23 protein-coding genes are annotated in these 26,243 nt (G+C 64.5%); 6 read left to right on the forward strand and 17 right to left on the reverse strand.

Translation table 11 applies throughout. From position 1 onward, the window contains the following. Nucleotides 1-21: 21 nt before the first annotated feature. The 3 genes from AUL34_RS20665 to AUL34_RS20675 form a co-directional block, all read right to left on the reverse strand. Nucleotides 22-1,566 (reverse strand): hypothetical protein, encoded by a 1,545-nt coding sequence (locus AUL34_RS20665; protein WP_192845802.1) that lies wholly within the window; start codon nucleotides 1,564-1,566, stop codon nucleotides 22-24. A gap of 242 nt (nucleotides 1,567-1,808) precedes the next feature. Continuing rightward, a complete protein-coding gene (locus tag AUL34_RS20670) occupies nucleotides 1,809-2,726 on the reverse strand; it encodes a heparin lyase I family protein (protein WP_192845803.1) in 918 nt (305 codons plus the stop codon). Nucleotides 2,727-2,916: 190 nt separating this feature from the next. After that, nucleotides 2,917-4,044 (reverse strand): acyltransferase, encoded by a 1,128-nt coding sequence (locus AUL34_RS20675; protein WP_061938313.1) that lies wholly within the window; start codon nucleotides 4,042-4,044, stop codon nucleotides 2,917-2,919. Between the two features lie 749 nt (nucleotides 4,045-4,793). On the opposite strand from AUL34_RS20675, the gene AUL34_RS20680 reads away from it, so the two are divergent. Continuing rightward, nucleotides 4,794-5,408, forward strand: coding sequence for a hypothetical protein (locus AUL34_RS20680; RefSeq protein ID WP_061938316.1), 615 nt, complete (start codon nucleotides 4,794-4,796; stop codon nucleotides 5,406-5,408). A gap of 198 nt (nucleotides 5,409-5,606) precedes the next feature. After that, complete coding sequence (locus AUL34_RS20685) at nucleotides 5,607-6,011, forward strand: host attachment protein (RefSeq protein WP_061938319.1); 405 nt, start codon at nucleotides 5,607-5,609, stop codon at nucleotides 6,009-6,011. A gap of 279 nt (nucleotides 6,012-6,290) precedes the next feature. Here AUL34_RS20685 and AUL34_RS20690 read toward each other — a convergent pair whose 3' ends face one another. The 5 genes from AUL34_RS20690 to AUL34_RS20710 all read right to left on the reverse strand — a co-directional run bounded on the left by AUL34_RS20690 (nucleotide 6,291) and on the right by AUL34_RS20710 (nucleotide 13,325). Then, nucleotides 6,291-7,565 carry an acyltransferase gene (locus tag AUL34_RS20690; protein ID WP_061938322.1) on the reverse strand — a complete coding sequence of 425 codons (1,275 nt, stop codon included), beginning with the start codon at nucleotides 7,563-7,565 and terminating at the stop codon, nucleotides 6,291-6,293. Between the two features lie 544 nt (nucleotides 7,566-8,109). Then, nucleotides 8,110-8,925, reverse strand: a complete 816-nt coding sequence (locus AUL34_RS20695) for an inositol monophosphatase (protein ID WP_061938326.1) — start codon at nucleotides 8,923-8,925, stop codon at nucleotides 8,110-8,112. 8 nt (nucleotides 8,926-8,933) lie between these two features. Further along, complete coding sequence (locus AUL34_RS20700) at nucleotides 8,934-10,001, reverse strand: ABC transporter ATP-binding protein (protein WP_061938330.1); 1,068 nt, start codon at nucleotides 9,999-10,001, stop codon at nucleotides 8,934-8,936. After that, nucleotides 9,998-12,238 (reverse strand): iron ABC transporter permease, encoded by a 2,241-nt coding sequence (locus tag AUL34_RS20705; protein ID WP_061938333.1) that lies wholly within the window; start codon nucleotides 12,236-12,238, stop codon nucleotides 9,998-10,000. Before AUL34_RS20705 ends, AUL34_RS20700 begins: the two co-directional genes overlap by 4 nt. A gap of 61 nt (nucleotides 12,239-12,299) precedes the next feature. Then, nucleotides 12,300-13,325 carry an ABC transporter substrate-binding protein gene (locus AUL34_RS20710; protein ID WP_061938403.1) on the reverse strand — a complete coding sequence of 342 codons (1,026 nt, stop codon included), beginning with the start codon at nucleotides 13,323-13,325 and terminating at the stop codon, nucleotides 12,300-12,302. Between the two features lie 123 nt (nucleotides 13,326-13,448). On the opposite strand from AUL34_RS20710, the gene AUL34_RS20715 reads away from it, so the two are divergent. The 3 genes from AUL34_RS20715 (at nucleotide 13,449) to AUL34_RS20725 (ending at nucleotide 15,488) form a co-directional block, all read left to right on the forward strand. Then, the gene (locus AUL34_RS20715; RefSeq protein ID WP_061938335.1) at nucleotides 13,449-14,492 is read left to right on the forward strand and encodes a LacI family DNA-binding transcriptional regulator; all 1,044 of its coding nucleotides are present in this window, start codon (nucleotides 13,449-13,451) and stop codon (nucleotides 14,490-14,492) included. A gap of 312 nt (nucleotides 14,493-14,804) precedes the next feature. Further along, the gene (locus tag AUL34_RS20720) at nucleotides 14,805-15,182 is read left to right on the forward strand and encodes a hypothetical protein (protein WP_192845804.1); all 378 of its coding nucleotides are present in this window, start codon (nucleotides 14,805-14,807) and stop codon (nucleotides 15,180-15,182) included. Nucleotides 15,183-15,200: 18 nt separating this feature from the next. Then, nucleotides 15,201-15,488, forward strand: a complete 288-nt coding sequence (locus tag AUL34_RS20725) for a hypothetical protein (RefSeq protein WP_061938340.1) — start codon at nucleotides 15,201-15,203, stop codon at nucleotides 15,486-15,488. A gap of 247 nt (nucleotides 15,489-15,735) precedes the next feature. Here the strand turns inward: AUL34_RS20725 and AUL34_RS20730 are convergent, their stop codons facing one another. The 6 genes from AUL34_RS20730 to AUL34_RS20755 all read right to left on the reverse strand — a co-directional run bounded on the left by AUL34_RS20730 (nucleotide 15,736) and on the right by AUL34_RS20755 (nucleotide 22,514). Continuing rightward, nucleotides 15,736-17,355 carry a tannase/feruloyl esterase family alpha/beta hydrolase gene (locus AUL34_RS20730; protein WP_061938406.1) on the reverse strand — a complete coding sequence of 540 codons (1,620 nt, stop codon included), beginning with the start codon at nucleotides 17,353-17,355 and terminating at the stop codon, nucleotides 15,736-15,738. 78 nt (nucleotides 17,356-17,433) lie between these two features. Continuing rightward, complete coding sequence (locus AUL34_RS20735; protein WP_244492667.1) at nucleotides 17,434-18,534, reverse strand: serine hydrolase; 1,101 nt, start codon at nucleotides 18,532-18,534, stop codon at nucleotides 17,434-17,436. A gap of 243 nt (nucleotides 18,535-18,777) precedes the next feature. Next, nucleotides 18,778-19,554, reverse strand: coding sequence for an ABC transporter permease (locus AUL34_RS20740; protein ID WP_061938343.1), 777 nt, complete (start codon nucleotides 19,552-19,554; stop codon nucleotides 18,778-18,780). Further along, nucleotides 19,541-20,308, reverse strand: a complete 768-nt coding sequence (locus tag AUL34_RS20745; protein ID WP_061938346.1) for an ABC transporter ATP-binding protein — start codon at nucleotides 20,306-20,308, stop codon at nucleotides 19,541-19,543. The genes AUL34_RS20740 and AUL34_RS20745 overlap by 14 nt, the downstream gene beginning before the upstream one ends. A 74-nt stretch (nucleotides 20,309-20,382) precedes the next feature. Further along, nucleotides 20,383-21,384 (reverse strand): ABC transporter substrate-binding protein, encoded by a 1,002-nt coding sequence (locus tag AUL34_RS20750; protein WP_061938349.1) that lies wholly within the window; start codon nucleotides 21,382-21,384, stop codon nucleotides 20,383-20,385. A 47-nt stretch (nucleotides 21,385-21,431) separates the two neighbouring features. Then, nucleotides 21,432-22,514: a 4-oxalomesaconate tautomerase gene (locus tag AUL34_RS20755; protein ID WP_061938352.1), complete on the reverse strand. Its 1,083-nt coding sequence runs from the start codon at nucleotides 22,512-22,514 to the stop codon at nucleotides 21,432-21,434. A gap of 104 nt (nucleotides 22,515-22,618) precedes the next feature. Here AUL34_RS20755 and AUL34_RS20760 point away from each other — a divergent pair, with 104 nt between their 5' ends. Then, nucleotides 22,619-23,518 carry a LysR family transcriptional regulator gene (locus tag AUL34_RS20760; RefSeq protein WP_061938355.1) on the forward strand — a complete coding sequence of 300 codons (900 nt, stop codon included), beginning with the start codon at nucleotides 22,619-22,621 and terminating at the stop codon, nucleotides 23,516-23,518. Nucleotides 23,519-23,808: 290 nt separating this feature from the next. Here the strand turns inward: AUL34_RS20760 and AUL34_RS20765 are convergent, their stop codons facing one another. From AUL34_RS20765 to AUL34_RS20775, 3 genes are all read right to left on the reverse strand, one after another. Beyond that, nucleotides 23,809-24,483: an RraA family protein gene (locus AUL34_RS20765; protein ID WP_061938358.1), complete on the reverse strand. Its 675-nt coding sequence runs from the start codon at nucleotides 24,481-24,483 to the stop codon at nucleotides 23,809-23,811. Between the two features lie 92 nt (nucleotides 24,484-24,575). Further along, nucleotides 24,576-25,394, reverse strand: coding sequence for an SDR family oxidoreductase (locus AUL34_RS20770; protein ID WP_061938360.1), 819 nt, complete (start codon nucleotides 25,392-25,394; stop codon nucleotides 24,576-24,578). 24 nt (nucleotides 25,395-25,418) lie between these two features. Further along, the gene (locus tag AUL34_RS20775) at nucleotides 25,419-26,225 is read right to left on the reverse strand and encodes an HpcH/HpaI aldolase/citrate lyase family protein (RefSeq protein WP_244492668.1); all 807 of its coding nucleotides are present in this window, start codon (nucleotides 26,223-26,225) and stop codon (nucleotides 25,419-25,421) included. Nucleotides 26,226-26,243 lie beyond the last annotated feature (18 nt).

Below are 26,243 nucleotides of genomic sequence, written 5' to 3' on the forward strand. Positions count from 1 at the left end.
CACGCGGGGCGATGGGGCGCGTCAGTCGGGAAAGCCCGATCCATGGTCCGCGGCGATCAGTTGGGGAACCGTGACCACATCGACCAGGCCGGCGTCGCGCTGGCGCGCCAGCCACCTGAGGAACGGCACGAACGCCTCGTCCACCGTTCGGTGGAAGTAGAGGCAGGCGACGGCGCCGCGAAGGATGGCAAGGTTCACGTTCTTCCGCATCTCGTCCGCGCTCAAGCGGGACGTCGAGCAACCGGGAAACTGCAGCCAGCCGTCGTCGAAGCCGAACCGCGTCGCGTAGGTTCCGGCAAGCGTCGTGCGGGCGAACTTGAACCCCGCCGCCTTCAGCGCCGCCGGCAGGCGGCCCTTGAAGTACGGGCCGGGTTCCCGGTCCTCGTAGAAGCCGTTGGGGTAGCAGATCGCGTCCCGGCCATCGCCGCCGGGGCCGTCGACGAGACGGTTCTTCTCCAGCCAGGCCCGGCCCGCTGCGAGTTCGGCGACGTTGTCAGCCGGGCGGCGGCGGGCAAAGCCGTTGCTGCTCGCGTTCATGGCGTTGTCGTCCGCGGTCCCGTCGAGGCAGACGGCATGGCCGCGCGCGTGGAGGTCCTGCAGCATGGCGACGGACATGCGACCGCGCGTCGGGATCGTGCCGTCCACGACCTGCCAGGGAACGAAGAACGACAGTCTCATGTCCACGGCCTCGGCCTGGCGGGCGGTCTTGCCGTGCTGCGTTTCGAAGCCGTCGTCGCAGGTGAGCAGCACCTTGGCGCGGCCCTGCGAACAGGCGAGCGTGCGCAGATGCCGCCGAACCGTCCGGAAGTTCGACGTCTTGAAGGACGCGGCGGTCGACAGGTTGAGGGCGACCGGCCTCCTCATGGCCGCAAGCGCGGGAGCCTCGCTGACATGGCGGGCACTGTTGTGCACCCCGAGCGATCCGTCGTCCGAAGGGCCCGAGCGGATGCCGCCGCCGATCGCGATCGAAAAGTCCGTGCCGGTCGAGAACAGGTTCGTCGGACCGCTCGACTGGTTCAACGCCGGATCGCTGCCGCGATCCTGCAGGATCGTCACCACGCCCCATTCGGACGGTGCGTGCACGCCGATCGCCTTGTGGGCGCGCCCCGGGCCGCCGGTCTCCGTGACGACGAGCTTGCCGCCCGCCAGCGACAGGGCGGCGCGTCCCGCGACCGTCCAGCCGGCGGTCGTCTCGAAATTCTCCAGAGGCAGGATGGTCACCGGCACGGGGTTCCAGGCGGCCGCGACCCTAGGCTTGCCGCCGTCGATGCCGCTCATCACGAGGCGGAAGCCGACGTCCTCGGGCGTGGCGACATAGGTCCGGCCGGTCGCTCCCGCGATCTGCGTGCGCGCTCGCGGCATTGCCAGCGTCTCACGATGCCATTGCGGGATGTCCCAGTCCGGTCCGGTATAGGTCTGCCCGGCCGAGCCGTCCGTGGTCTTCGCCACGAGCCCGAAGAGCAGGGACGGCGCGTGTCCAGTTTCCGCCGTCGAAGCGCGGCCCGCGCCGCTCGTGAACGGGACGGCGATCGAGCCCGCCACCGTCGCGCCGAGGCCGACCAACACTGCTCTTCGATCGCGATCCAGCGTCCTGCTCCTGCTCGTCGGCACGACGATCCCTTCACCGCACCGAGCGCGGGCTCGGGGACGGCTTCTATCGACCCTGCCGCGCGGATGCCACCGCCATCGGCAGGCCGGCTGCGGACGTCGTCGCGCAGTCGCCCCGAACTCGGTCGACGGCCCGTCGCATCGCCGCCCGCGGCGAGCCTGCGATCATCGGAACGACCGTCGCCGCAAGAGCGTCGGACTCACGACGGGACACGCCGGGGCGCGGCAACGAGGGGATCGCTCGCCAGCGGCCGAGGATCGCGGACGCGCGCCTCGAGAGAGGCGAGGGTGGCTCCTTCGACATTGGCATGGCGCACGGCATAGGTCTGCGTGCCGGCGCGGCGATACTGCCCCCATTTCAGGTGGGGCGTGCAGCGCTTGTCGTTGGGAAAGCCAATGCTCAATCCCGTTTCGTCGACGATCGATCGGCCGTCCCGCCAGATCGTCAATTCGCCGGTGCCATCGCCCAGCACCACCCGGTAGACGAGACGGGTGTAGCGTCTGCGCTCGAAGGCCTGATCGGCGTAGCGCAGCGTCCCGGGTCCCGGCTTGGCGACGTCCGAGCGATCGAAGCTCGTGTGGATCAGCAGCTTCGTCCCGATGAGCTGGGTGAAAAGCAGCGGGTTGACGCGCGCGATGCCGGAATGGAGCTGATTGACGATGGTCCAGGGAGATCGGGGCTTATCGTCGGTCTCCACCGCGATCGTGTCGGTGAACCAGATCGCCTCGCCGCTTGCCGGTAGCGCGGCGCCGCGCTGCTGCATCTCGGCCCGGTTGCGGGGTGGTTTGGCGTCCTTGTCGCCCGCCCATCCGTCGCCGTCGCGCAGTTCGAACCGAAACTCGTCCGCATCGTCGAACCGGGTGAGCGCCCACGGTTTGCGATAGGTCGGATACCGGTTCGCCGTCTGCGTCCGATAGGTCGTGCCATCGATGCGGAGATCCCGGAAGTCGCGCAGGACGGTGGATCGCCGGACGTCAGCCTCCTCGACCGGTGCGGGAGCGGAACCGGCGGCCATGGCGCGGGGCGCCGACACCAGGGCGGACGCGCATCCGGACAGGAACAGCACGCCGGCCTGCCGGCGTGTGAGACGGTATCTGGCGCGGGGTGGAGGGGTCATGCGGTGTCTCGACGTCGTTCGGAGGCAAACTATGCCGGAAATGGGCAGGAAGATGGCTCCGTCACGCATTCCGCGCGAGCGACACCGGCGAGGGGGATGTCGGCGTGGCGCCCTCCGGAGGGGCGCGCGCGGCTTAGGGGTCGGCGGTGGTTTCGCCGCTCCGCCGGCGTGCGCCGCCCTCGCACGTCCGTCAAACGGCTTGCGTGCCGTCCGCTTCCCTTCGATCCACTTGGGATCTCTGCGCGAAGCGCCCGGTCGCCATGCGGGTGCCGAGCAGGATGCCGGGCTTTTCGATGAAGCGGAACGAAAGGTAGCTCATCAGGATCGTCGATGAGACCGTGCCGGCGATCACGAAGAGCGCATAGGCCGAGAGACTGTCGGTAAGGCGAACGGCGATCCACATGCAGCCGTAGAGCGCGATCATGTGCAGAAGGTATGTCGAGTACGAGATCCGGCCGAGCCACATGAGGAACGGATTCCCGAGGATCGAGCGGCCCGCGCTCGTCAGCCGCCGATTGACGCCGCACAGCATCAGCAGAAGCGGCGCCCATAACACCGCGCCCACGTCGCGCCATATCAGGCCCGCTGCCAGGAGACACAGCGCCGCGACCGCGGCGACCAGCCGCCGCTTCGGCAACCCTTGGTTATGCCAGAGCCAGAACGAGCCGATGCCGACGAGGAACCACGCCAGATGGTTCAGCATGAAGGCGTCATTCAGCTTCAGACCGTCTCCCGTCGCGAATTCGGCCAGACCCAGCATGATGACAACCGTCGAAACCGCCATCAACGGGCCGCGGAACAGCATCCGGATCAGAAACGGCGCGATCAGGTAGAATTGCCACTCTACGCTGATCGACCAGGCTTGGCCGAGGATCGCATAATCCGAGGACTTCCGTATTGTTTCCGGAACAAGTCCATGCAGCATCGTGATGTGAGCGAGAAGATGCTGAACGGGATGCATCAAGGCCTCGTCGACGAGGTCGATACGCGTCAGATTTCTATCCGTAGAAAACGGAGAGCTGAAGATCGCCGATCGCTGGATGCCAAGCATGAGGAATGCGGCAAGCAAGGCAGCGATGTATGCTGGAAAGATGCGGAAGAATCGACGGACGATGAATGGCTTGTACCCCTCGTTCTTGCTGACGAGGAGGTGCGCGATGACGAAGCCGGAAAGGATGATGAAGAGGCTGACCGCAGACGTATGCTGCGTAAGGCGACCCGCACGATCGGAAAACGCGAAGGTGACATGTCCGAAAACGACCCACCAGGCGAGTACGCCACGCAATCCCTCGAACTCGTCAAGTCGTCTTGTCTGCATGTCCTCCCCACCGAGTCTCTTATTTTATGTTTTGTTCACCATGTCCTCTATCGCCAAGCAAGTCCATCGGGAACTGGTTGTGTGGTTACCTTCGGGCAGTCGACATGCTCGCGCAAACGACCGCGTTGAAAATGTTTGGTGTTGTCCCCTGTGGAAACTCGTTGGGACAAGTGAAAGTGCGTAGTCTGGAATAGGTCGGCAGGCGCAGTTCCATAGAGTTCCAAACCATTCGTGTGGCGCAGTGCATCACGATTGAAGCGATCTGCTGTCACGGTGCCTGTGGAGTGGCGGATTGGTCGGGCAAGCGCAGGCTGGGCCGCCGACAACGAGCGCAGCGAACGGATTCGGCATCGTGGGACCTCGAATGCCGAGTCGAACAACCGACGCGCGAACGATCTTCCGCTGAACGAAGGGCCGAAAGACCCCGTTCGAGCCGATGAAGCTCTCGCATGGCTACCGCACCTGCTCGAGCGACCGAGCCCGGATATCCCGCGGCCAGACGATCTGACAACGAGGGGGTACGCCAAACACACCTGCAATGGATCTCGACCTGGCGCCTGATGGGGAGGGCTCGGTTGACCGCGTTTCTGGCGATCTGCCGCTTCGACGAGATGTGCCGTCGCCCTCTCGGCATTCCGAGCGGATCACGATGGGGCTTCCGGCCTTGAATCCACCGGAATTGGCGCGGTCTCCTGCCGTTCCAGGTTGGACGCCTGCCCTTAGGTGCCCCCGTGCGAAAGCTTCGATCCATGCGCCGCCTTGCCCGAACCGCTGCCTTGCTTCTCGGCTCACTGGCCCTTTCCACCACTCTGGCTGCCGCACAGGACGGGCAACCGTCGCGCGTTCGCGGCACCATCGCCGCTGTCGACGGCAGCACACTGTCCGTCACCTCGCGGGAGGGGCCGGTGGTGAAGATCGCCATGGCGCCCGATGTCGGTATCCGCGGCGTCAAGGCCGCCTTGGCCAGCGACATCAAGGCCGGCGATTACGTGGGCGCGGCCACGCTGCCTGCGGAGGGCGGCAAGTCCGGCGCGCTGGAAGTCCTGATCTTCCCCGCTGTGATGAAGGGGGCAAACGAGGGTAGTTTCCCCTGGGATCTCCAGCCCAACTCCACCATGACCAACGCCACGGTGTCGAACGCGGTGGAGAGCGTGTCGGGCCGCGAGCTGACCCTGACCTATCCGACGGGGTCCAGGCAGATCACCTTGCCGCAGGGCATCCCGGTCGTGACATTCGCGGAGGCTACGGCGGCTGATCTCAAGCCGGGTGCGCCCGTGTTCGTCCCGGCGACCAAAGCGGCGGACGGGTCGCTTTCGACGGCCTTCGTGGTGGTCGGAAACCAAGGCGTCGTGCCCCCGATGTGAGGGAATGCGTTGCAGGCTTGGCTCCGATGGAAGGGGGCGACGTCAGTCGACCCCGACCGCCCGGTGGCTGGAAGAAGCATCGCATGCGGGTTCTGCAAGGGCCGCTCCGGTTCCGCTGTTGCCGGAGCCTTCCCCACCGCCATGCGTTGCGCTTCTCCATAGGCAGCGGATCATCCGTTGCGGCGAACGGAGAACACCATGCACATTCCCAAGGGCGCGACGGTTGCTGTGGTCGACGGACAGAAGCTCAGCCTGTTCCAGAATAGCGGCGACGAGGCGTCCCCGAAGCTGACGGCTCTTCCCGTCGGCGACATCAATACCGACAACAAGAGTGGCGGTCAGGGGCACTCCAGCAGCTCGGCCAATCCGGACGACGACACGCAGGACGAAGATGGCTTCGTCGCCGGCGTGGTGGACGTCCTGAACAAGCAGGCCGTTGCGGGCAAGATCTCGAAGATCGTCGTCGTCGCCGCGCCGCGCGCGCTGGGCGAGATGCGCAAGCACTACCACGTCAAGCTGAAGGACGCGCTTGTCGGCGAGATCTCGAAGGATCTGACCGGCCAGACCCGCAGCGACATCGAGAACGCGATCGCCGCGGCTTGAAGCCCGTCGCCACGGTGTAGAGATGGGGCCGCCCGCAGCGGGTGACCCCGTTTTCATCCCCCTCGGATGCCGCCCGGAATGCCCGGAGCCGCGGGCGCCAACGGGGTGTGCCTGATTGGGCTGGTCGGCCGATCGTTGCCGATGCCTGGGCCACCGTCCGGTCGGCCGATCGCATCGTTGTCACGGTGGCCGGGTCGGTCGGGCTCGGACAGATCCTGACCCAGGTGGTGATCGTGTTCGGCATCGTCGCCTCCTTCGTTCAGGAGACGACGATGCCGTTCAGCCCGGAGCCGCCGGCTCGATCGTCGGTCGTCGCGTCGCGCGATCAACTCGATCCGTCGATACGGGGAAAGGCGGTCCTGGCTCATAGGCTTTCGCCCCGGGCACTCTTCGAGACAGAGCCGACATCGCCTTGTCCGTCCACGCACCGACCCGGCGAACCCACCAGTGATCAAATGCCGCGACCGGAATGGCCAGGATCAGGGTCGCCGAGGCCGTCGCCGCGAAGGTGGCGACGAGCTGGGGCACATGACCCCAGCTTGCCGTCCCCGAGAAGACGACGCTCGCGACGGAGCATATGACGACGACCTGGCTGAGATAGATGCCGAATGACAGGTAGCCGAGGGCGAAGCCCACGCGACCGGACATGTGACGGCGGACAGCCGTCGAGCGAAGGAACAGAAGGATAAGGAGCGCGGCAGCGAGCGTATGGAGGACGACGCGAAAACCCTGCATGTTCCCCGACGCAAGCGGCGTGAGCCAAGCGTAGATGCCAGAAGGTTCCTCGCTGACGAAGCTTCGATCGAAGCCCGCGAGCAGCACAGCGACGCCGAAGGCCAACCAGGACTGCCAGGGCCGCCAGTCGCGACGGGGACATTCTCGCCACCAGAGCGCCAGCGCGACACCGGCCACGAAGGCGCTGACATAGGGGCTCAACAGGAAGACGACGAGCCAGACGGCTCCGAGTGCCGCAAAGCGCAAGCGTGGAAGGCGCGAGACCAGGAGAGCCACCGCCAGGACCACGAAGCTTCCCACGAACTCGTAGACCATGGTCCACAGGTTCGAATTGTAGAAGCTGTCACCGGTGACGAAGGTGCTCGCCCCCTCCCAAAGGCTCGACGAGATTTCTCGCCATCCCATGCTCGGCCAAGTGTAGAACCACCCCAACCAGACGGACGGCACGCTCGGCGCGGTCTCGACGTTCCGGAACAGACCGGCCGCCATCATCGCGCCTGCCACGACGTTCGTCAGCATCACGGGGCCTGCCAAGCGCGGCCACCGTTTCGCTGCAGCTATCAAGGCGTCGATCGCACTGCCCGTGCGCAGGACCCGCAGCGACAGAACGAAGCCGGACAGGACAAAGAAGACGATGACCGCCGCCGATCCGTTGACGAATGCGAAGGCAGGCGTGCCGAACAGCGAATATGGTTGATCGCCGTAGGTCATTCCGTGCAGGCGGGGCGCAAATCCCAGCATGAAGTGGTGGATCAGAACGACGATGGCCGCGATGCCGCGGAGCGCTTCCAACTCCACGAGCTTCGTCGTCGACCGCATCTTGTGATCCGCCAGAACCTTGTTCGATTCGCGTCATTCACACCCGACGCGGCTGGAGGCAAGGGCGAAAGCATGGTCGAACAACCGCAATCGTCGGGAATGACGCGATACGCCCGAGGATCAAAGGCCTACGAAGACGCCCTGCAATAGGGGCCGATGGCCGCGTTGCCGAAGTCGACCTCTTCCCGGACGCGCTGGAAAAGGCGCTGCCCAATGGCGGCGTGATTGGTTCAACAGTCGAATCGCAGAGATCCTGGTCGAAACCATCTCCCAACTCGTCGACGCGGATCTGGGAAGCAAGGTCGTCAGGTCGAGGGATTTGGAGGTGCGAGGATAGTTGGCGATCCGGGCCCTCTCCATCGCCCACCGCATCCGCTCGATGCCCTTGCCGCTTGAGTGCCAGCGCTCGGTCGGCACCGCGGGATCGATGATCGCTTCGGAATGCTTGGCGAAGAGGAGCGATGCCATGGGGAAGGCTCGGCAAAGCGACGAAACGGACGCTGCGCCGAGTATGGGTTCGATGGGGGCAGGATGCGACGACCGTTCAGGCCGCGTTCGCCTCGACGATCCGCAGGAGGTCCGCCCTGGTGCCGGGCGAACCCACGACCACGGGTCCGCCCGCGTTCATGCTGCTCCAGTTCGACGGATCGATGATCCAGCCGCCCGCCTCCTCGATCAGGACGTAGCCTGCGTAGCAATCCCAGGCGTTCATGTGGGGCTCCCAGTAGGCCGCCAGTCGCCCCGCCGCGACGTAGGCCATCATCAGGGCGCCGGACCCGTTGCGGATGAACATACCGCCTTCGTCGAGCAGTTGCCGGACGACGCCGGAGACGACCCGGCTGGGAATGCGGTGATTGGCGCCGAGGCCAAGGACGCCGGATTGGAGCGTCGCCTCACTGGAAACCCGGATGGGCTGCCCGTTCATTGTCGCGCCGCCTCCACGACGCGCAGAATAGAGCTCGTCGGTGGTCGGCGCAAAGATGACGCCGGCGACGATCGCCTCGCCCTGCATGATCGCGATCGATACGCACCAGGCGGGGATGCCGAACACGAAGGGGCTGGTTCCGTCGATCGGATCCATCACCCAACGAAAGCCGGATGTACCCTCCTGAAGGCCGTATTCCTCACCCAGCAAGCCGTCGTCGGGGAAGCGTTCCGCGATCCGTTCCCGCAACAGGGTCTCGACCTCCTTGTCGGCGATGGAGACGACGTCCTGCCCGCTCGTCTTCTGGTCGATCGTGAGGCGCGAGCGGTCGCGGAAATAGCCAAGCGCGATGCGTCCACCCTCGCGGGCGATGGCTTCAGCCAGCATCTGGCGAGTTGCAACGGCGGTGTCGGAGTGTTCGATCGTGTCGGACATGGTCTCTCTCAGGCAGGGATCAGGGCGACGCCGCGCTCATGCAGGCCGATGCCGATATCGCTGGCGACGGCCCGCACGTTCTCGATCGCGGTGTCGACGACGAAGAGGCGGCCGTGCGCCGTCTCGACCTCGTATTCGATGTGGTCGCCGAGATAGGCGGCGCTGGCGACGCGCCCGTCCAGGCGGTCGGGGCTGGGCTCACCGATCGTCATCGCGTTGGGCCGGATCGCGAGCTTGGCGGCTCCTTCGCGCTCGGCCGGCGCTCGGATCGGATGGCGCAGGCCACCGAGCCGGGCTTCCAGCCCGCCGTCCGCGCGCCTTGCGACCTCGCAGGGGACGACGTTCGCCTCGCCGATGAAATCGGCGATGAAGGAGGAGGCCGGCGTCTCGTAGAGTTCGCGCGGCGTGCCCGCCTGCGCGATCTCGCCGGCCTGCATCACGACGATCCGATCGGAGACGGCCAACGCCTCTTCCTGGTCGTGCGTGACGTAGACGGCCGTGAAGCCGAGGCGTTGCTGAAGCTCGCGGATCTCGGTGCGCACATGGCGGCGCAGGCGTGCGTCGAGGTTGGACAGGGGCTCGTCGAGGAGGAGCACCTGAGGCTCCAGCACCAGGGCGCGGGCCACGGCCACGCGCTGCTGCTGGCCGCCGGACAGTTCGCTCGGCAGACGGTCGGAAAAGCCCGCCAGACCAACGAGCGCCAGGCCGTCCTTCCCCCGCTCGAGCGCGTCGCGCTTGGAACTGCCGCCCGAGCGCAGGCCGTAGGCGACGTTCTCGCCCACCGTCATGTGCGGGAAGAGGGCGTAGGACTGGAACACCATCGAGACGTCGCGCTCGTTGGCTGGCAGGTTGGTGACGTCCCGCCCGCCGATGAGGATGCGCCCCGCCGTCGGCTGCTCGAGGCCGGCCAGCATGCGCAGCGTCGTGGTCTTGCCGCAGCCGGAGGGGCCAAGCAGCGTCACCAGGGTTCCCGGCTCGATGTCGAAGGACAGCGAGCGGATCGCGATCACAGATCCGAAGCGCTTCTCGACGGCATCGAAGCGCACGGACCCCTTGCGTGCGGTGGGCTGGCTCATGCGGGCGACTCCTTGGAAAGCGTGACGGCGGTCGCCGGGGCTGCGGCGGCCGGTGCGGCGTTGCGGGTCTCGCGCCGCAGCGTGCGCCTGCCCACCGCAAGCTGGAACAGTCCGATCACGCAGATCATGACCACGATCAGCATGGTGGAATAGGCGATGGCGACGCCGTATTCGCCGTTCTCGGTGAGGCCCACGATGTAGGAGGTCGCCATGTTGTACTGTGCGCTGACCAAGAAAATGACGGCGCTGATGGAGGTGATCGAGCGCACGAAGGAATACACCAGCGCAGCCACGATCGCGGGCTTCAGAAGGGGCAGCACGACCCGCCGGAGCGTCGTGTAGGAGTTGGCGCCCAGCGTCAGCGACGCCTCGTCGAGGCTTTTGTCGAGCTGGCTCATGGCTGCGATGCCGCCGCGTACGCCGACCGGCATGTTGCGGAACACGAAGCAGATCACGAGGATCAGCGCGGTGCCGGTCATCTCCATCGGCGGCAGGTTGAAGGCGAGGACGTAGGACACGCCGATCACCGTGCCTGGGATGGCGAAGGAGAGCATCAGCACGAACTCGAGCAGCTCGCGGCCGGCGAACCTCTGGCGGACCAGGAGATAGGCCGACAAGAGACCAACGAGCGCCGTGAGGGGCGCGGCGATCAGGGCGATCTCCATCGTCGTCCAGAACGAGTCCCACGCGACGCCCGTCCAGCGCAGGCCCGGTTCCCCGGCAGAGACCGAGAAGGCCTTGGCGTAGTGTTCGAGCGTCAGCGTATTGTCGAGGCCGAGCGTGCGAACGAAGCTGCCGGCGACGATCATCGCGTAGACGGTGAGCGTGAAGAACACCCAGATCGAGACCGCACTCACCACGACGGCGCGCAGCTTCGGGTCGAGGGGCGCATGGCGGCCGGAATCGCCCTTGCCGGTAACCGTCGTATAGCTGCGCCCGCGCAGCCAGAGGCGCTGGAGGAAGAAGGCGGAGAGGGTGAAGCCGAGGAGGACGAGGGCGAGGACGGCGGCTCGGGCCGGATCGTTCTGCGCGCCGACGACGGCGAAGAAGATCTCGGTCGACAGGACGCCATGGCTGCCGCCGAGCACCAGCGGATTGCCGAAGTCGGCCATGCTCTCGATGAAGCCGACGAGAAAGGCGTTGGCGAGGCCGGGTCGCATGAGGGGGAACGTGACGGTCCAGAACGTGCGCCATCGGTTCGCCCGCATGGTCTGCGCGGCCTCCTCCATCGCGGGGCTGATACCCTCCATCACGCCGATCAGCACCATGAAGGCGATGGGGGTGAAGCTCAGCATCTGTGCGATCCAGATACCGGGGAGGCCATAGAGCCAGCGCCCGCCGTCGAGGCCAGTCAGCGCGAGGATGCTTTGCGTGATGACGCCCGATCGGCCGAACAGGAGGATCAGGGCCAGGCCGATCACGAAGGGAGGCGTGATGATGGGAAGGATGGTGAGAAGGCGCAGCAGTCGCTTGAACGGAAAGGCAGTGCGGGTCGCCACGAGGGCGAAGGCGAAGCCGAGGATCGTCGTGCCGAGCCCGGTGCAGATCGCGAGCGTCACGGTCCGCCAGGCGAGGCCGCAATTGCCGGCGCCTGTGACGCACGCGAGCGACCAGATCGACGGATCCTGGATGTTCGACAGGAAGCTCGACCCGTCGAACGAACCGTCGAGGGCTTGGAATGCGCCCGCAAAGAGGCTTGCCAGCGGATAAAGCACGAAGGCGGTGACAAGCGCGACCACCACCGCGATGGCCGACAGCACGAACGCGTCGCCGCGCAGCCGACCACGTTCGGCCAGACCGAAGGACAGAAACAGGAGGAACGCCAGAGCCAGCGCGAAGGCGCCGAGGCCGAACGGCGGCTGGCCGTCGTTCAAAGGGCCGAACAGGGATTCCCAGCCGCTCCAGTTCCAGCCGCCGTAGCCGACGGCCAGACCTTCGATGATCAGGAAGGTCAGACCGATGCCGCCGACGGTCGCCAGCCGCTGGCCCCGCCGTTCGCCGGGCGGCGTGAAGCGCAGCACCACGGCCGCGGCGATCGCAATGCCCAGCGGCACGAGCCACAGGGCGGATCGCAGGCCGATCTGGAGAAGGCCTGGCGCCGCATTCGGCGAGAGCGGCCAGTCTCCCACCCAACCGAGCGTCCAGAGGCCGCCGTCGAGCCCGTACCAGGGCAAGACAGCGAAGGCGACGAGAGCAAGAACCAAGGCGCCGTCGAGCCGGCGAACGCGCGAATCCATCGACAGATCCTCCGGGATGCTGGGGATGGCGGGCACCAACGCGGTGCCCGCCGAAGCCGGATCAGTTGGCGGAAGCGCCGATCTCGCGGTCCCAGCGCTCGAGCAGCGCCTTGCGGGTCTCCGCATTGCCGTACTTGGCGAAGTCGTAGTCGATCAGCTTGATGTCATCGAGCTTGGGCGCCTCGGGCGGCACGGTCGCGCTCTTGTTGGACGGCAACTGGAAACTGTCGGCCTCGGCGGCCTTCGACTGCACCTCGGGCGAGAGTGCCCAGTCGTAGAAGATCTTGGCGTTCTCCAGGTTCTTGGCGCCCTTGACGATCGACATCGAGCCCACCTCGAAGCCGGTGCCTTCGCACGGCGCGACGGTCTTCACCGGGAAGCCCTGCTTCGTCATGGCGACCGCGTCGTGCATGAAGACGATGCCGATGCCCGTCTCACCGCGCGCCGCCGCCTTGACCGGGGCAGAGCCGGACTTCGTGTACTGGGTGACGTTGGCGTTCAACGCTTTCTGGTAGGCGAAAGCCTCGTCCTCGCCCATGAGCTGGACGAGCGTGGCGAGCGCCGTGTAGGCGGTGCCGGACGAGTTCGGATTGGCGATCTGGATCTCGCCCTTGTACTTGGCGTCGGTGAGGTCCTTCCAGCAGGCGGGCGACTCAAGCCCCTTCTTCTCGAGGATCTGCGTGTTGTAGCCCCAGCCGAGCGCACCGGAATAGACTCCGACCGTCTTGTAACCAGAGACTTCCGCCTGTTTCTGCGCCCAGGGCTGAAGCTGATCGAAAACCGGCGATTTGTATTCGAGCGTCAGGTTGTCGTCCGCCGCCTGCAGATGCGGGTCGCCGGTGCCCGCCCACCAGATGTCGGTCTTCGGGTTGCGGGCCTCGGCACGCAGGCGCGCGTACGCCTCGCCGGAGCTCATGCGGACCATGTTGACGTCGATGTCGTGGCTCGCCTCGAACTCTCGTTCCATCAACTCACACCACTTCACGTCGGCGGCGCAGACAAGATTCAGCGTTCCGGCGGCACGGGCGGATGGGGCGGCTGCCAGCGCGCCGAACAGGATGGTCGTGACGAGAAGTTTGGTGCGCATGGTCGAGCCTCCCAGCATCGTGATCGTCGTTGCACTGCTGTGCAAGCTCAACTGGAAGTCCCTGATTGTCAACCGCGTACTGCGGTGCCATGGTCGCGCCGAAAGCCGGTGCACGGCCATGCAATGGAGATCGGGGCTCTGAGCAAGACGACGCGTAGCCCGGGGAACGGACCCGCCTTTGCAAGTGCTCAGGAAGTGGCGCGGCTTGCCGGTGTGTCTCGTTCCGCCGTGTCCCGCGCCTTCACGCCGGGTGCCAGCATCTCCCCCGATACCCGCGCCAAGGTCGAGGCGGCCGCGGCCGAACTCGGCTATCACGTGAACCATCTGGCGCGAGGGCTGATGCGCCAGCAGACGGGGATCGTCTGTCTCGTCGTCGCGGACATCCACACGCCCTATCTGTCGCGACTGCTCGAAAGCCTCTCGCGGTCGCTCCAGGAGGCGGGCAAGGTCGTCATGGTGCTGAATGCGGGCAGGGCCTCCGGCAACGTGGAAGGGGCCCTGCGCCAGACACTCAATTATCGCGCCGACGCGACGGTCGTTCTCTCCGGCACGCCCTATCGCTCGATCGCGCAGAGTTGCCTCGATAGCGGCCAGCGCCTCGTTCTTCTCAACCGGAACGATCATTTGCCGGGCACGGTCAACCTTTCGGTCGACAACGCTCGTGCTGCCCGGACGGCTGCGACCCTCTTCCTTCGCGCCGGATACAAACGCCTTGCCCTTGTCACCTCGGGCATCGGAACTCCGAGCCTGATTGCTCGGCGTGAGTGCTTCATCGCCGTCGCAAAGGAGGCTGGGGCAGATGTCACGGTGTGGGAGGGCGGCGCGACGGCTTACGAGAGCGGGCTTCAGGGGGGAACGGCGCTGTTCTCCTCCGACGATCCGCCCGATGCCGTCTTTGCCGTGACCGACCTCCTGGCCTGCGGCGTCATGGACGCCGTGCGTCACCGCTTCCGGCGCCGCATTCCGGACGAAGTCGGGGTGATCGGCTTCGACGACATCGAACAGGCCGGTTGGGCGTCGTACGATCTGACGACCTTCGCGCAGCCCGTAGCGGACATCACCGATTGGACGGTGCGGATCGTCGCGGACGGGATCGTCGAGGGAGCGGCGGATCGCGTGTTCGAGGCATCGCTTGTATGGCGGTCGTCGGTCGCTCGGGCTTTGTAGTCGATCCCTCCTACACAATCGGCGCCTGCGTTGGAGCAATGTTCACGCGCTGTTGCCATACTGGGTTCACCGTCGCTGCGATCGAGGGAAGCGCGCCAGCCCTGGCGGAAGCGTGAACCCTGGTCGACCGCTTCCAGTCCATCGTCCACCGTAAGGCCGAACCCGATGTCGCCCCTTGGCTCCAAAACGCCGGCTCCAGCCTGATCGCCTCTTTCGCCCGCGGCATCACCAGCGATCTTGCGGCTAAGCGTGCTGCCGTTATCGAGCCCTGGTCGAACGGCCAGACCGAAGGACACGTCAACCGCCCGAAGCTTGTCAAACGCCAGATGTACGGCCGCGCCAAGCTGGACCTTTTCGAAGCGCGACGTCTCGGAGCGTCCTTTTAGTCATCGAGACGGCGTCATATCCCCGTTCCAACGCCGTTTGACAGGCTGGGTCGCAGCCCAGTGGAACCCTGCCGTTCGCGCCCGCTTCCAGGCGCTTCTCGCCGCGCTGGCTGAACGCTTCGACGGCCGGCTGTTTGCCGTGAACCTACCCGAGACTTCAGTGGACCTCGACACCAGGAAGGGCAACGCGGGCTTCACCTGCGACGTCTACTCCGAGGCAGAGAAGGACACCCTCGGTGCGGCCCGTCGTGCGTTCCAGCGCACACGCGTCGTCCAGTATGTCAGTTTCTTGCCGTGCGAGTGAGAGAACGATCACAACGACATGGGACGCCTTTTCGCGTTCGCGGCGAAGAATGACGTCGGCTTGGGCGGTCCCGACGTCGTAACGGGCCGCAAGGGGCAGATGAAGAACAGCAACCCCTTCTTCAAACGCTACAAGGGCCAGCTCGCCTTCGTCGGCATGGCGGTTCAGGAACCGACGCTGACCTACGAGAACCCGAAGACGGGCAAGCTCTTCAGGAAGGATGAATTCGAGGCATTCGCCACCGAATACCTGGGAGTGGACGTCTTGTTCCGGAGCACGGGGTCGCCCTGGTTGCGGCACCCCTGAAAGCAGGAGTGCCATTGGGACAGCCGCGTTGGGTCGAGTGCGGAAGGTCGGGTTGCAAGCGTCTGCTTCTCTGCTTCTGATCGACGCGCTTGGGTGGTTTGCGATCAGTCAGCTTTCGACAAGACAAAACTCGGAGCAGACGATCCTTGAACGGAAGTTTAGCCAGGGCTCCCGGCGACGGCGGCTGACCGCTATGGGACAATGACCCTCGCCCCGAGCACCAGACGGCAGAGGCGCGTTCGCAATCCTAGTTCTTGGACGCGCAGGTGAAGTTGGCCGCGTCCCGAACGTCACCTTTGCCCTCGAAACGAGGCCAGGTCGGATAGGCGCAGACAGGTAGGGTCCGGCCGCGCGTCGGCGTGTCGGTCGTGTCGGTGGCGACGTAACCTTCCGGCACGATCCCGTTTACCACCCAGTTGTCGAGGGCCGCGAGACTGTCCCAAGTCGGCGCAAAGTTGCCCTTTCCATGGGCGAGACCGGGCAGCATGTAGAAGCGGACGAAGGACGATGCCTTGTCCGCTCCCATCGTTTCCCGGACATTCTCGTAGTAGGCTGCGGTGCCGAGGGGGGTAACGCTAGGGTCTTCGCTGCCCTGCACGAGGATCACCTTGCCTCCGGCCTGTTGAAACGCAGAGAGGTCCGGGTTGTTGGCGTCGGCCATCTCCGAAATCTCAAGCAGCCGATCGCGGTAGGGCCCAGGGTTCGCAATGTCGAAGCTGCGGTAGTCGAATTTTCCGTCGCGGCCGATGAAGTGTTGGAAGAACTCGTAGGCGCGAGCCGCATGGTGGGCGTTGGGGCCGGAGATCACGGGCTCGTCATAGGTCGCCTGCTTGCCGAGGTTCATCGTGATCCCCTCGAGGCTGTTGTAGCCGGGATAGCGGTCGAAGCCGTTAGCCAGTTCGTAAGGCAGGCTGTAACCCTCGTGGTAGACCTTGATCGTGCGGTCGATCTGGACGGGCGTGAGGCAGCTAGCGTCGCTCTGGCCGTCCTGGCAGGCGAAGTGATCGATCACGTCCTGCGCGCGCGCGCGGCAAGCGGCCACGTTGCTCACGAGCCCATCCTTGGCTCCGTCGAGGTCGTCGCACTGCTCGGTCGCGTAGTCCGCGATCGCCTTCACGAGGTCCGGTGCGATCCAACCGGCCGAATTGTCGTCGTAGATCGCCCGGTTGAGCGCGGCGCCCCAGAGGCGCAGACCAACGAAGTTGGCCGTGGGGTAGTAGGAGATGATACCGTTGTAGATGTCGGGCCAGCGCAGCGCCGCCGTCAGGGCTTCGCGTCCCCCGGTCGATCCGCCGGCGAAGTAGGTGGCCCTCGGCTCTTCGCCATAGGCCGTCTTCACTAGCCATGCCGCGACGTCGCGAGTCTTGCGGATGTGCATGTAGGCGTAGTTGACGAGTGCCTCGTCGTTCTTGGCGAAGGACGCGTCGTTCGTGTTCTGGGCGGTGTGTCCGCTGTCGGAGCCGAAGGTCACGTAGCCCTGCGCCAGGGGCACGGGGCGATCGAGCGGCCCATGGATCGAGGCCTTCGTGGTCTCCGGCAGGATGCCGTTGTACCCGCCACCGCCGTATTGCAGCATCCGGCCGTTCCAGACGGACGGGAGATCGATCTCCCAGGAGATCGCGGGCGCTTCAGGGTCGACCGGCAGCACCGTCCCCAAGACCTTGCAGAAGGGAGCAGAGCCGGAAAGATCGGTCCAGCGCGCGCTCGAGATCGCCGCGCCTCCCGTCTTGAGGCTGATGGTGTCGGCGGGGATGCCGGACGACGAAAGCGTCTCGCAGGCCTGCCGGTCCAGGGCGGCCGCCAGCGTGCCGCCAGACGTGGAAACGAGGAGAATCCCCGCTGCGAGGAGGGGCGAACGAATGATCATGGACATGTCCTGGAGCTTGGGAAATCCGCCACGCGGCAAACACTCGCCGCGCGCTCGATCGAAGATCGCGTTTCCGTCTCAGCCGCGGCTGGCGACGACCGCATCCGCGATGTCGAGGAAGGCGGTCGCCTTGACGCCGGCGGGCAGATAAGTCGTCTCGCCGAGATTGCGGGCCATGGCGTACTGGTCCGTCACCGCGCGACGGTGCACGATCACCGTGTCGATGGCGGGCAGGCAGAGGATATACTGACCGAGATTGCCGTTGGCATAAAAGGAGCCTTCCCAGGCCGCGCCTTTCCGATCGGGAATCCACCAGAGATAGGCGTATCCGGCGGAATCGCGCGTCTGTACAGGCGTGAAACGCGGCTTCGTGCTCTCGGCCACCCATTCTGCGGGCACGATCTGGCGCCCGCTCCATTCGCCCTTGCGCAACATCAACTGGCCGAGCTTGCCCATGTCGCGGCCCGACAGGAACATGTGATAGGCAAGGAATCGCGACCGGTCGCCGTAGCCCAGCATCTTCTGACGCCCGAGTTCGAAGTCCTGGAAGCCCAGCGGATCGGCGAGATCGCGCTTCAGAGCCTCGAAGATCTTCTGGCCCGTTCGTTTTTCGAAGATCGCGCCAAGGACGTTGAAGTCCCAGTTGTTGTACTGGAAATAGCTGCCGTGCGGCTTGCTGCCCCGAGGCGGATTGTTGTCGTTGCCGCCTGGACTGCCGGCCGGATGGTAGACGCCGGAACTCGACGAGAGGAGATCGCGAACGGTCGCCTGCCGCTCCGCATCGCTCAAGGTCTCGTTGTCCTGGATGTCGAGATTGGCGAGCGTCGCATCGAGGTCGATGGTGCCGTCCTCGACGTACTTGCCATAGAGCATCGAGAGGACGCTCTTGCGGGCGGACGCGAGGTAGCTCACGTCGCGGCCGTTGCCGTATTCGTAGGCGAGCCTGCCGCCGTTGTAGACCAGCAGCGACGTGGTCGGCATTTCGTAGAGCTTGCGCTCCATCTCCAAGAGTCCGTCCGTTTTGAACGGGCCGCTGTCGGCGACCGCCATGCGGGATGCGTCGGAGGTCTTCGACTGGGCCGCGGCCGGCAGGCCGAGAGCGGACACGAGGCTGAGGCTGGCGACCCCTCCGCCCACACTCTTCAGAAGCGAACGTCTCGATACGCTGGAATACGGCACGCGGCTATCCTCCCGATTGGCCTTCGATACCGTAATGCTGGCATAGTTTTCCGGCTGCGATAAATGCAACGTTCCCAAGTTTGATTGCAATATTCGCAATAATAAATATTATTTTTCCGCCCACTAGGCTGCGATGATCTGCGTTTCATTGTCAAATCAGGCAAAAATCCGCCCGACGGACAGCCGTTGGGCGGATCGATACTTTGGATCAGGGCCCGGCGTGGCGACCCGGAATTCGATCGGTCAGGCCGGACGCTCTTCGCCGGCCTTCGGCCGCCACGTGATCAGGCGACGCTCCACGAAGTCGAGGAGAACGTCGATCACGAGAACGAACATCGCCAGGATCAGGATGCCGGCGAAGACGCCGACCGCGTCGAAGTTGCCTTCCGAACGCGCGATCAGGTAACCGAGGCCGGCCGAGGCGCCGAGATATTCGCCGATGATCGCGCCGACGACGGCGAAGCCGACCGAGGTGCGAAGCGACGACAGGATCCAGCTGGCCGCCGCCGGGAAATAGACGTGGCGCAGGAGGTCCGAGCGGCTGGCGCCGAGGATGCGAGCGTTCGACAGGACAACCGGGTTCACTTCCTTCACGCCCTGCATGGCGTTGAAGAACGTGACGAAGAACACGAGCGTCACAGCGAGCGCGACCTTCGACCAGAGCCCAAGACCCAGCCAGAGAACGAAGATCGGCGCCAGCACGACACGCGGGATCGCGTTGAGGCCCTTGATGAACGGATCGAGCACGCGCGCCATGAAGGGGCTGAGGCCTAGCCATACGCCTGCGGCGACGCCGAGGCCGGTTCCGATGACGTAGCCGAGAACGGTCTCGGTCAGCGTGATGTAGACGTGGTTGTAGAAGCTGAGTTCGGTGACCCAGGCAAAGACCTGCTTCACGATGTCGAGTGGGGCCGGGAAGAAGAAGCGGTCGATGATGCCCGACGCCACGCCGAGTTCCCAACCGCCCAGGACGACCACCAGAAGGGTGATCTGAATCAGCCGAACGTTAGCGCCGTGCATAGCTCTTCTCCACTTCTCCACGAAGCGACGCCCAGATGTCGCGATAAAGGGTCAGGAACCGGGAATCGAGCTTGATCTCCGCGACGTTGCGCGGCCGCTCGAGGTCCACAGGGAAGCTGTCGATGATGCGGCTCTTCGGCCCGGCCGCGAGCACGACGACGCGGTCGCCGAGGGCGATCGCCTCCTCGAGATCGTGAGTGATCATCACGACGGCGCGGCGGTCTTCCTGCCAAAGGCGTAAGAGCTCGTTCTGCATGAGATGGCGGGTGTGGATATCGAGCGCCGAGAAGGGCTCGTCCATCAGGATCACCTTCGGCTCCATGATCAGAACCTGAGCCATCTGGACGCGCTTGCGCTGGCCGCCGGAGAGCTGATGGGGGTAGCGCCCCTCGAAGCCCTTGAGGCCGACCTTCTCGAGCCACGCCATGGCCTTTTCCCGCCGTTCGGCGGCATTGACCCGGCGAAACATCAGACCGAGTTCGACATTCTCGAACGCCGTCTTCCAGGGAAGGAGCGCGTCCTGCTGGAAGAGGTAGCCGATCTCGTTCTGAACGCCCGAGACCGTCGCGCCGTCGATGGCGACCGTTCCGGACGCCGGCTTCAGGAGCCCGGCGATCGCGTTCAGGATGGTGGACTTGCCGCAGCCGGTGGGGCCGACGATGGCGAGGAACTCGCCATCACCGACCTGGAGATTGACGTTCTCCACCGCGACGAAGTTCCCGAAGGCCATCGTCACGTTCTCGATGCCGACCATCGGTCGGGTGCCGGTGGCGTTCACGGGAGATACGGATTGCAATTTGCGCACGGTAGCCGACATGGGACCGATCCTCAATTGGCCGCCGGCTTTCCAGCGGCCTCTACGAACGTGTTCGTGTAGGTCTTGGAAAGGTCGATGTCGGCGTTCTTCACGCTGTCGTTGAACGACTTCAGCACGGCGAGCGGGGTTTCGAGATCCGCCGCAACGAACAGGCCGTCGTCCGAGAAGATGGCCTTCGCGTTCTCGACGGCCTTCACGTAGGTCTCGCGGTCGCCGGTCACGAAGTCGGGCGGCAACTGCTCGACGATCTCCTCGGCGGTGTGCGCCTTCATCCAATGCAGCGCCTTTACCGTCGCGTTGGTGACCTTCTGGATCACCTCAGGGTTCTCTTCGATAAAGCTCTGGTTGGCGTAGAGCACCGACGTTGGATAGATGCCGCCGTAGACTTCCTTCGCGCCCTGGTCGCTGCGGGCGTCGATCAGGATCTTGCCGATGCCGCGCTCGACGACGATCGTCGCGGCCGGGTCGTAATTCACGAGAAGGTCGATCTTTCCCTGCTGAAGGGCCGCGACGGCGGCAGCGCCCGAGCCGACGCCGATGATCGACACGTCGTTCTCGCCCAGACCATGCTGCTGAAGGTAATAGCGCACGAAGAAGTCGGACGACGAACCGGGCGAGGTGATACCGACCTTCTTGCCCTTGATCGTCTCCGGCTTGGCCGGGTCGAAGTCGGTGTCGTTCGTGCCCGCAAGAACGAGGCCGGAGTTGCGGGCCAGCTGGATGAAGCCGACGACGTCCTTGCGCTGCGCCTGCATCTGGATCGTGTGATCGTAGAAGCCGACGGCGACGTCCGTTGAACCGGCGACCAGTGCCTGCAGAACCTTCGAGCCGCCCTGCGCGAAGTTTTCGGTCGTCACGTCGAGGCCCTCTTCCTCGTAGAAGCCGAGGCTCGATGCCACGGGGAAGGGCAGGTTGTTGAGATTGTAGGAGCCGACGCTCATCCGCACGGACTGAGCATGGGCGACATTGGCCAGCGCCAGGACGGCGGTGGCGGCAAAAAGCAGACGACGCATGAATTTCCTCCCTTGGAGATTACCGGCTCTTCGGCCGGACGTTGGGTCTAGGCCGCGCGGTTTAACTGCGAGGCAGGCTTTGCGAAGGCGAAGCCTTCGAACAGGCGGCGGGCAGTGCGCAGGAGTCCTGCGACCGTCACGCCGTTTCGGGTTTCGAGTTCCACGTCGAGGCGCCCGCCAGGGTGCTCCACGCCGATCCGCGCAGGAAGCGTCAGAGTGCCGGCGAGAGTTGCCGCGATCGTGCCCGGCGTGATCGTGGCCGTTGCGATTCCAACCGCACCGGTGGTCGCCAGCGAGGGATGGCACTCGTGTGGCATGAAATAACGGACGTTGAGGGTTCCGCCCTTAGCGGCAGCCGAGATCAGCACCGGCTTCGGGATCACCATGTCGGACACGTCGCCCATGCCCATTCGCCGTCCCGCCTCGACCCGGATCGAGCCGAGGCGCTGCATGAGGTCGGCGTTGGCGGAGAGTTCGTCGGCGCGCTCGTATCCGGTGATCCCGAGATCGCCAGCCCGCACGAGCACCATCGGGATCGCACAGTCGATGCAGGTGGTCTCGACACCATCGATGACATCGACGGCGTGCCCGGTCGGGAGCAGTTTCCCGGTCTTGGCGCCTGCTGCATCCAAAAAGGTCAGGGCGATCGGCGCGGCCTGGCCGGGAACGCCGTCGATCGAGGCGTCGCCGAGATAGGTCACGTCCCCGTCTTTCACTGGAACCTTGGCGACGATCAGCTTGCCGGTGTTGACGTTGTGGATGCGAACGAGCGTATGGCCCTCCTGGGCCGGCACAAGGCCGGCCTCGATCGAGAAGGGGCCGACGGCTGCAAGCATGTTTCCGCAGTTGGGAGAATAGTCGACCATCTGCCGGTCGTTGCGGACCTGGGCGAAAAGGTAGTCGACGTCCGCACCCTCGATGCTGGCAGGGCCGATGATCGCGACCTTGCTGGTGACCGGATTGCCGCCGCCGATCCCGTCGATCTGAAGCGGATGTCCCGATCCCATAATCGACAGGAGAGCGGCATCGCGCTCCACTGGATCGCTGGGCAGATCGGACGCGATGAAGAACGGACCGCGCGAGGTACCACCGCGCATCAGCACACAGGGGATTCGGGTCAAATCATTCATAGCCACACCAGTTATTCACAGAACGGAACAATCCGTTGCTTTATTGCTATCTGGCGGTATGAAGGCGATTAGTGAAATGCAAAGAATGGTAGGATTATTGCGATATGCGCATAAATTGCGAGATTCTCGATCTTCGAGCTTTCCAAAACGTGGTGGAGTTCGAGAGTTTTCATCGTGCTGCCGAGGCTCTCAACATGTCGCAACCAGCGTTGACGCGACGCATTCAGAAGCTTGAAGCTTCCATCGGCGCCCCGCTTCTGGAAAGGACCACGCGCCACGTAGCACCCACCGCGATGGGCCAAGAGTTGATGCCGCTGGTTCGTAGAATGCTGGAGGAGTTCGACGGCTCGCTCTTCGCGTTGAAGGACACAAGCAGCCAGCAGCGCGGGCTGATCACGATGGCGTGTCTCCCCACAGCTGCGTTCTACTTCCTGCCCAAGGTCGTCCGCCGCTTCAATGAGGAGTTCCCCCATATCCGCTTCCGGATCCTCGATCTCACCGCCAATGATGGCCTGCGAGCCGTGGCGCGGGGGGAGGTGGAGTTCGGCATCAACCTCATGGGGAACTCAGACCCCGACCTCGATTTCGAACCCTTGATCGATGACCCGTTCGTCCTAGCCATGCGTAAGGACCACGTGCTTTCCCAGCACAAGGAACTGACCTGGCCCGATCTGGAAGGCCACACGCTGATCGTCGTCGATCGCTCCAGCGGGAACCGAACCCTTCTCGACGCCAGCCTCGCAAAGGAAAAGCTGAAGCTCAACTGGTTCTACGAAGTGACGCACCTGAACACCTCGTTGGGTCTCGTCGAGGCTGGTCTCGGCATATCGGTTCTCCCGCGTTTGGCCACCCCTCAGGACGACCATCCGTTCCTTATTACGCGACCGATCATCGATCCGATTGTGACCCGCACGATCGGGATTGTCCGGCGGCGCAATGGGCGGCTCTCGCCAGCTGCCGAGCGCTTCTTATCGATGCTGATTCGAACCTGGAAATTTGAGTAGAGTCGTTGAGTTCGCTCATGTCCGCTCTTGGGCGTTCAAGCAACAAACCGTATGTCTTTGTTGGGTCGAAGGCGGAAAGGCAGATTTCATCAAGATAAAATCGAAAGCTGCTGGTCTGCTTTCGGCCCAAAGCAAAGGTTGATGATTTTAATATTTGGAAGGAAAGCGAAGAGCCCGCTGTAAAATAAACGCCTCGTGTAGCGAAATACCAGCGATAGACGCCACACGTCCATCAGGCCTATCCCACTCGCATATGATGCGCCTATCGACCGGCACTTCATGTTGGAACGTCAGACAGGGCCTGAACTTCCAACCGGCCAAATGTCCCGTAGTTTATCACCGGCTAGCAACCGCTTGCGGCAGTCGGCTTCCGCTCTGCCGTTCGCGTCGGCCGCGTCGGCAATCGTTCCCACCAGCTCGTACGGGATGACGACGACGCCGTTGATGTCGCCGAAGATTACGTCGCCGGGACGCACCCTGACGCCTCCGATGTCGAGTTCCACCTGAGAATGCATGGCCTCCATCCGTCCCGACACGCCGACCGGACTGTACCCGCACCCGAACAGTGGGTATCCGAGGCGACGCACCTCCGCGAGATCCCTGACGGTCCCGTGCACGACAGTCGCAGCGGCGCCTGCGACCTTCGCGCCCGTCGACATCAGTTCGCCGGTACCCGAGCCCTCGGCACAGGACGCATCCACCATCAAGATGCCGCCGCGCACGATGGCGTCGATCGTTCCATGATAAACGTCCTGGGGTTGGCCTGTGCGGGTGCTTGGCTCATAGCGGACCGTCGCCGCAGGTCCGCAAACGACCTCGCCTTCGCCCAGCGTCCCGAAGAGCGAGATGCCCTTCAGGTGCCCATAGACCCCATGTTTGTCCATGACATCGTGGATGTCGCCGGAGTACCATTTCGAAAGGCGATTGATGGAATCCCAATCGGTCTGCGAATAGTCGTGGCTCATGGTCCATCTCCCGTGCGGCAAAGCCGCGATGTGTCGTGCTGAGCCGTCGTCACAGCCGGCCGCCACGACGACGTCGTCCGCCCTGGGGCATCTCACCAGGCGGTGAAGCCGCCGTCGACCACCACGTTGGATCCCGTCATGTATGTCGAGGCGTCGGAGATCATGAACCGGACGACGCCGTTGTACTCGTCGATCTCGGCTTGCCTTCCCATGGGAACACGCTCGAGGAAGTTGTCGACGAACTCCTTGTCGAATGACCCTGTCTTGACGCCGCCGAAGGAGATCAGGTTGCAACGGACCTTCTTCGGCGCCCAGTAGGTCCCGAGGTAGCGGGTCAGGTTGATCAGTCCCGACTTCGAGGCGGCGTAGGAGACCGCCTTGATGAAAGGCACGCCGTCGCGCTTCTCGCGGTAGGCATAGAGCGCCTGGTTGGGCGAAACGAGACCGTAGATCGAGCCGACGTTGACGATGGATCCGCGGTTCTCCGCGGCCATCAGACTGCCGACGATCTGGCTCGTCAGCATCACGCCGGTCAGGTTCGTGTCGATGATGTCGTCCCAGTACTTCTGCGGATACACTTCGAACGGCGCGTTCTGCTCGGCCGATCCGTCTGGCTTGGAATCGATGCCGGCGTTGTTGACGAGTCCGTGCGGAACACCCCAATCCTCCACGAGACGCTTCGTCGCCTCGGTCAATGCTTCCTTGTCGGTCACGCTCGCCTCGTAGACGCGAATGCCCTCTCCAAGGCCGGGGAACTTGTCGGCGAGCTGCTCGTCGGAGAACGGACGGCGGCTGTAGATCGCGACCTTGGCCCCCGCCTCGGCGAGCGAGCGCGAGAACTGCGTGCCGAGCTGGCCGAGCCCGCCCGTGACGACGATCACCTTGCCTTCGACGCTGAAGATGTCGTTCATGATGATTTCCTCCTACCTTCGGCGTCAGCCGTTCGTTGCTGCGGCGATCGCCTCGCTGGCGCGGCGGCATCCCTCGTTGAGGAACATCACGTCGTTCCCCATGATGATCATGTCGACGCCGCGCTTCTTTAGCGCCGTGACGTTTTCGGCGACCGGCGGGATGCACGGCGCCATGACCTTGATCCCGCGGGCGTGCGCCTTCTCGATCAGCTCGGCGAGCTTCTCGTCGACTTCCGGATTGGACATCGAGTAGTCGATCGGAATCCGGCGCGAGATCGAGTAGTCGGCGGGGCCGAAGTTGATGACGTCAAGGCCTTCGACTTCGAGGATCTCGTCGATGTTATCGAAGAACTCGTAGCTCTCGGCCATCGGGATCACGAGGCGGTTCGCGTTCTCGCTCTCCATGTAGGCCGACCATTGGAAGCCAGGTCCTGCGAAGCCTGCTGCACGGCACGAGGCGTCGCCGCCGCGGCGTCCGTGCGGGGGGAACTTGGCGGCGCGCACGATCTCGCGCGCCTCGTCGGCGGTCTTCACCATAGGGACGATGACACCGGTGGCGCCGAACTCCAGCGCCTTACGGATGTCCCACTGGTTGGTCCCACGGATGCGGACAAGGGGAGCGATGCCGCCCAGAAGCGCCGCCAGGATCAACTTTTCCAAATGTGCGTCGACATTGACCGGCGTGTGCTCGGCGTCGATGAATGCGAAGTCAAGCTTCCAGTTGGCAGCCACTTCGATCGCTGTCGTCGATCCCGTGTAGAACGTCGCGCCGAACGTCGGCTCGCCGGCCTTCATCTTCGCCGCGAGAGCGGTATTCAGATATTTGCTCAAGAAGTTTCTCCGTGGGTT

The sequence above is a fragment of the Aureimonas sp. AU22 genome (assembly GCF_001463745.1).
Lineage (GTDB): Bacteria > Pseudomonadota > Alphaproteobacteria > Rhizobiales > Rhizobiaceae > Aureimonas.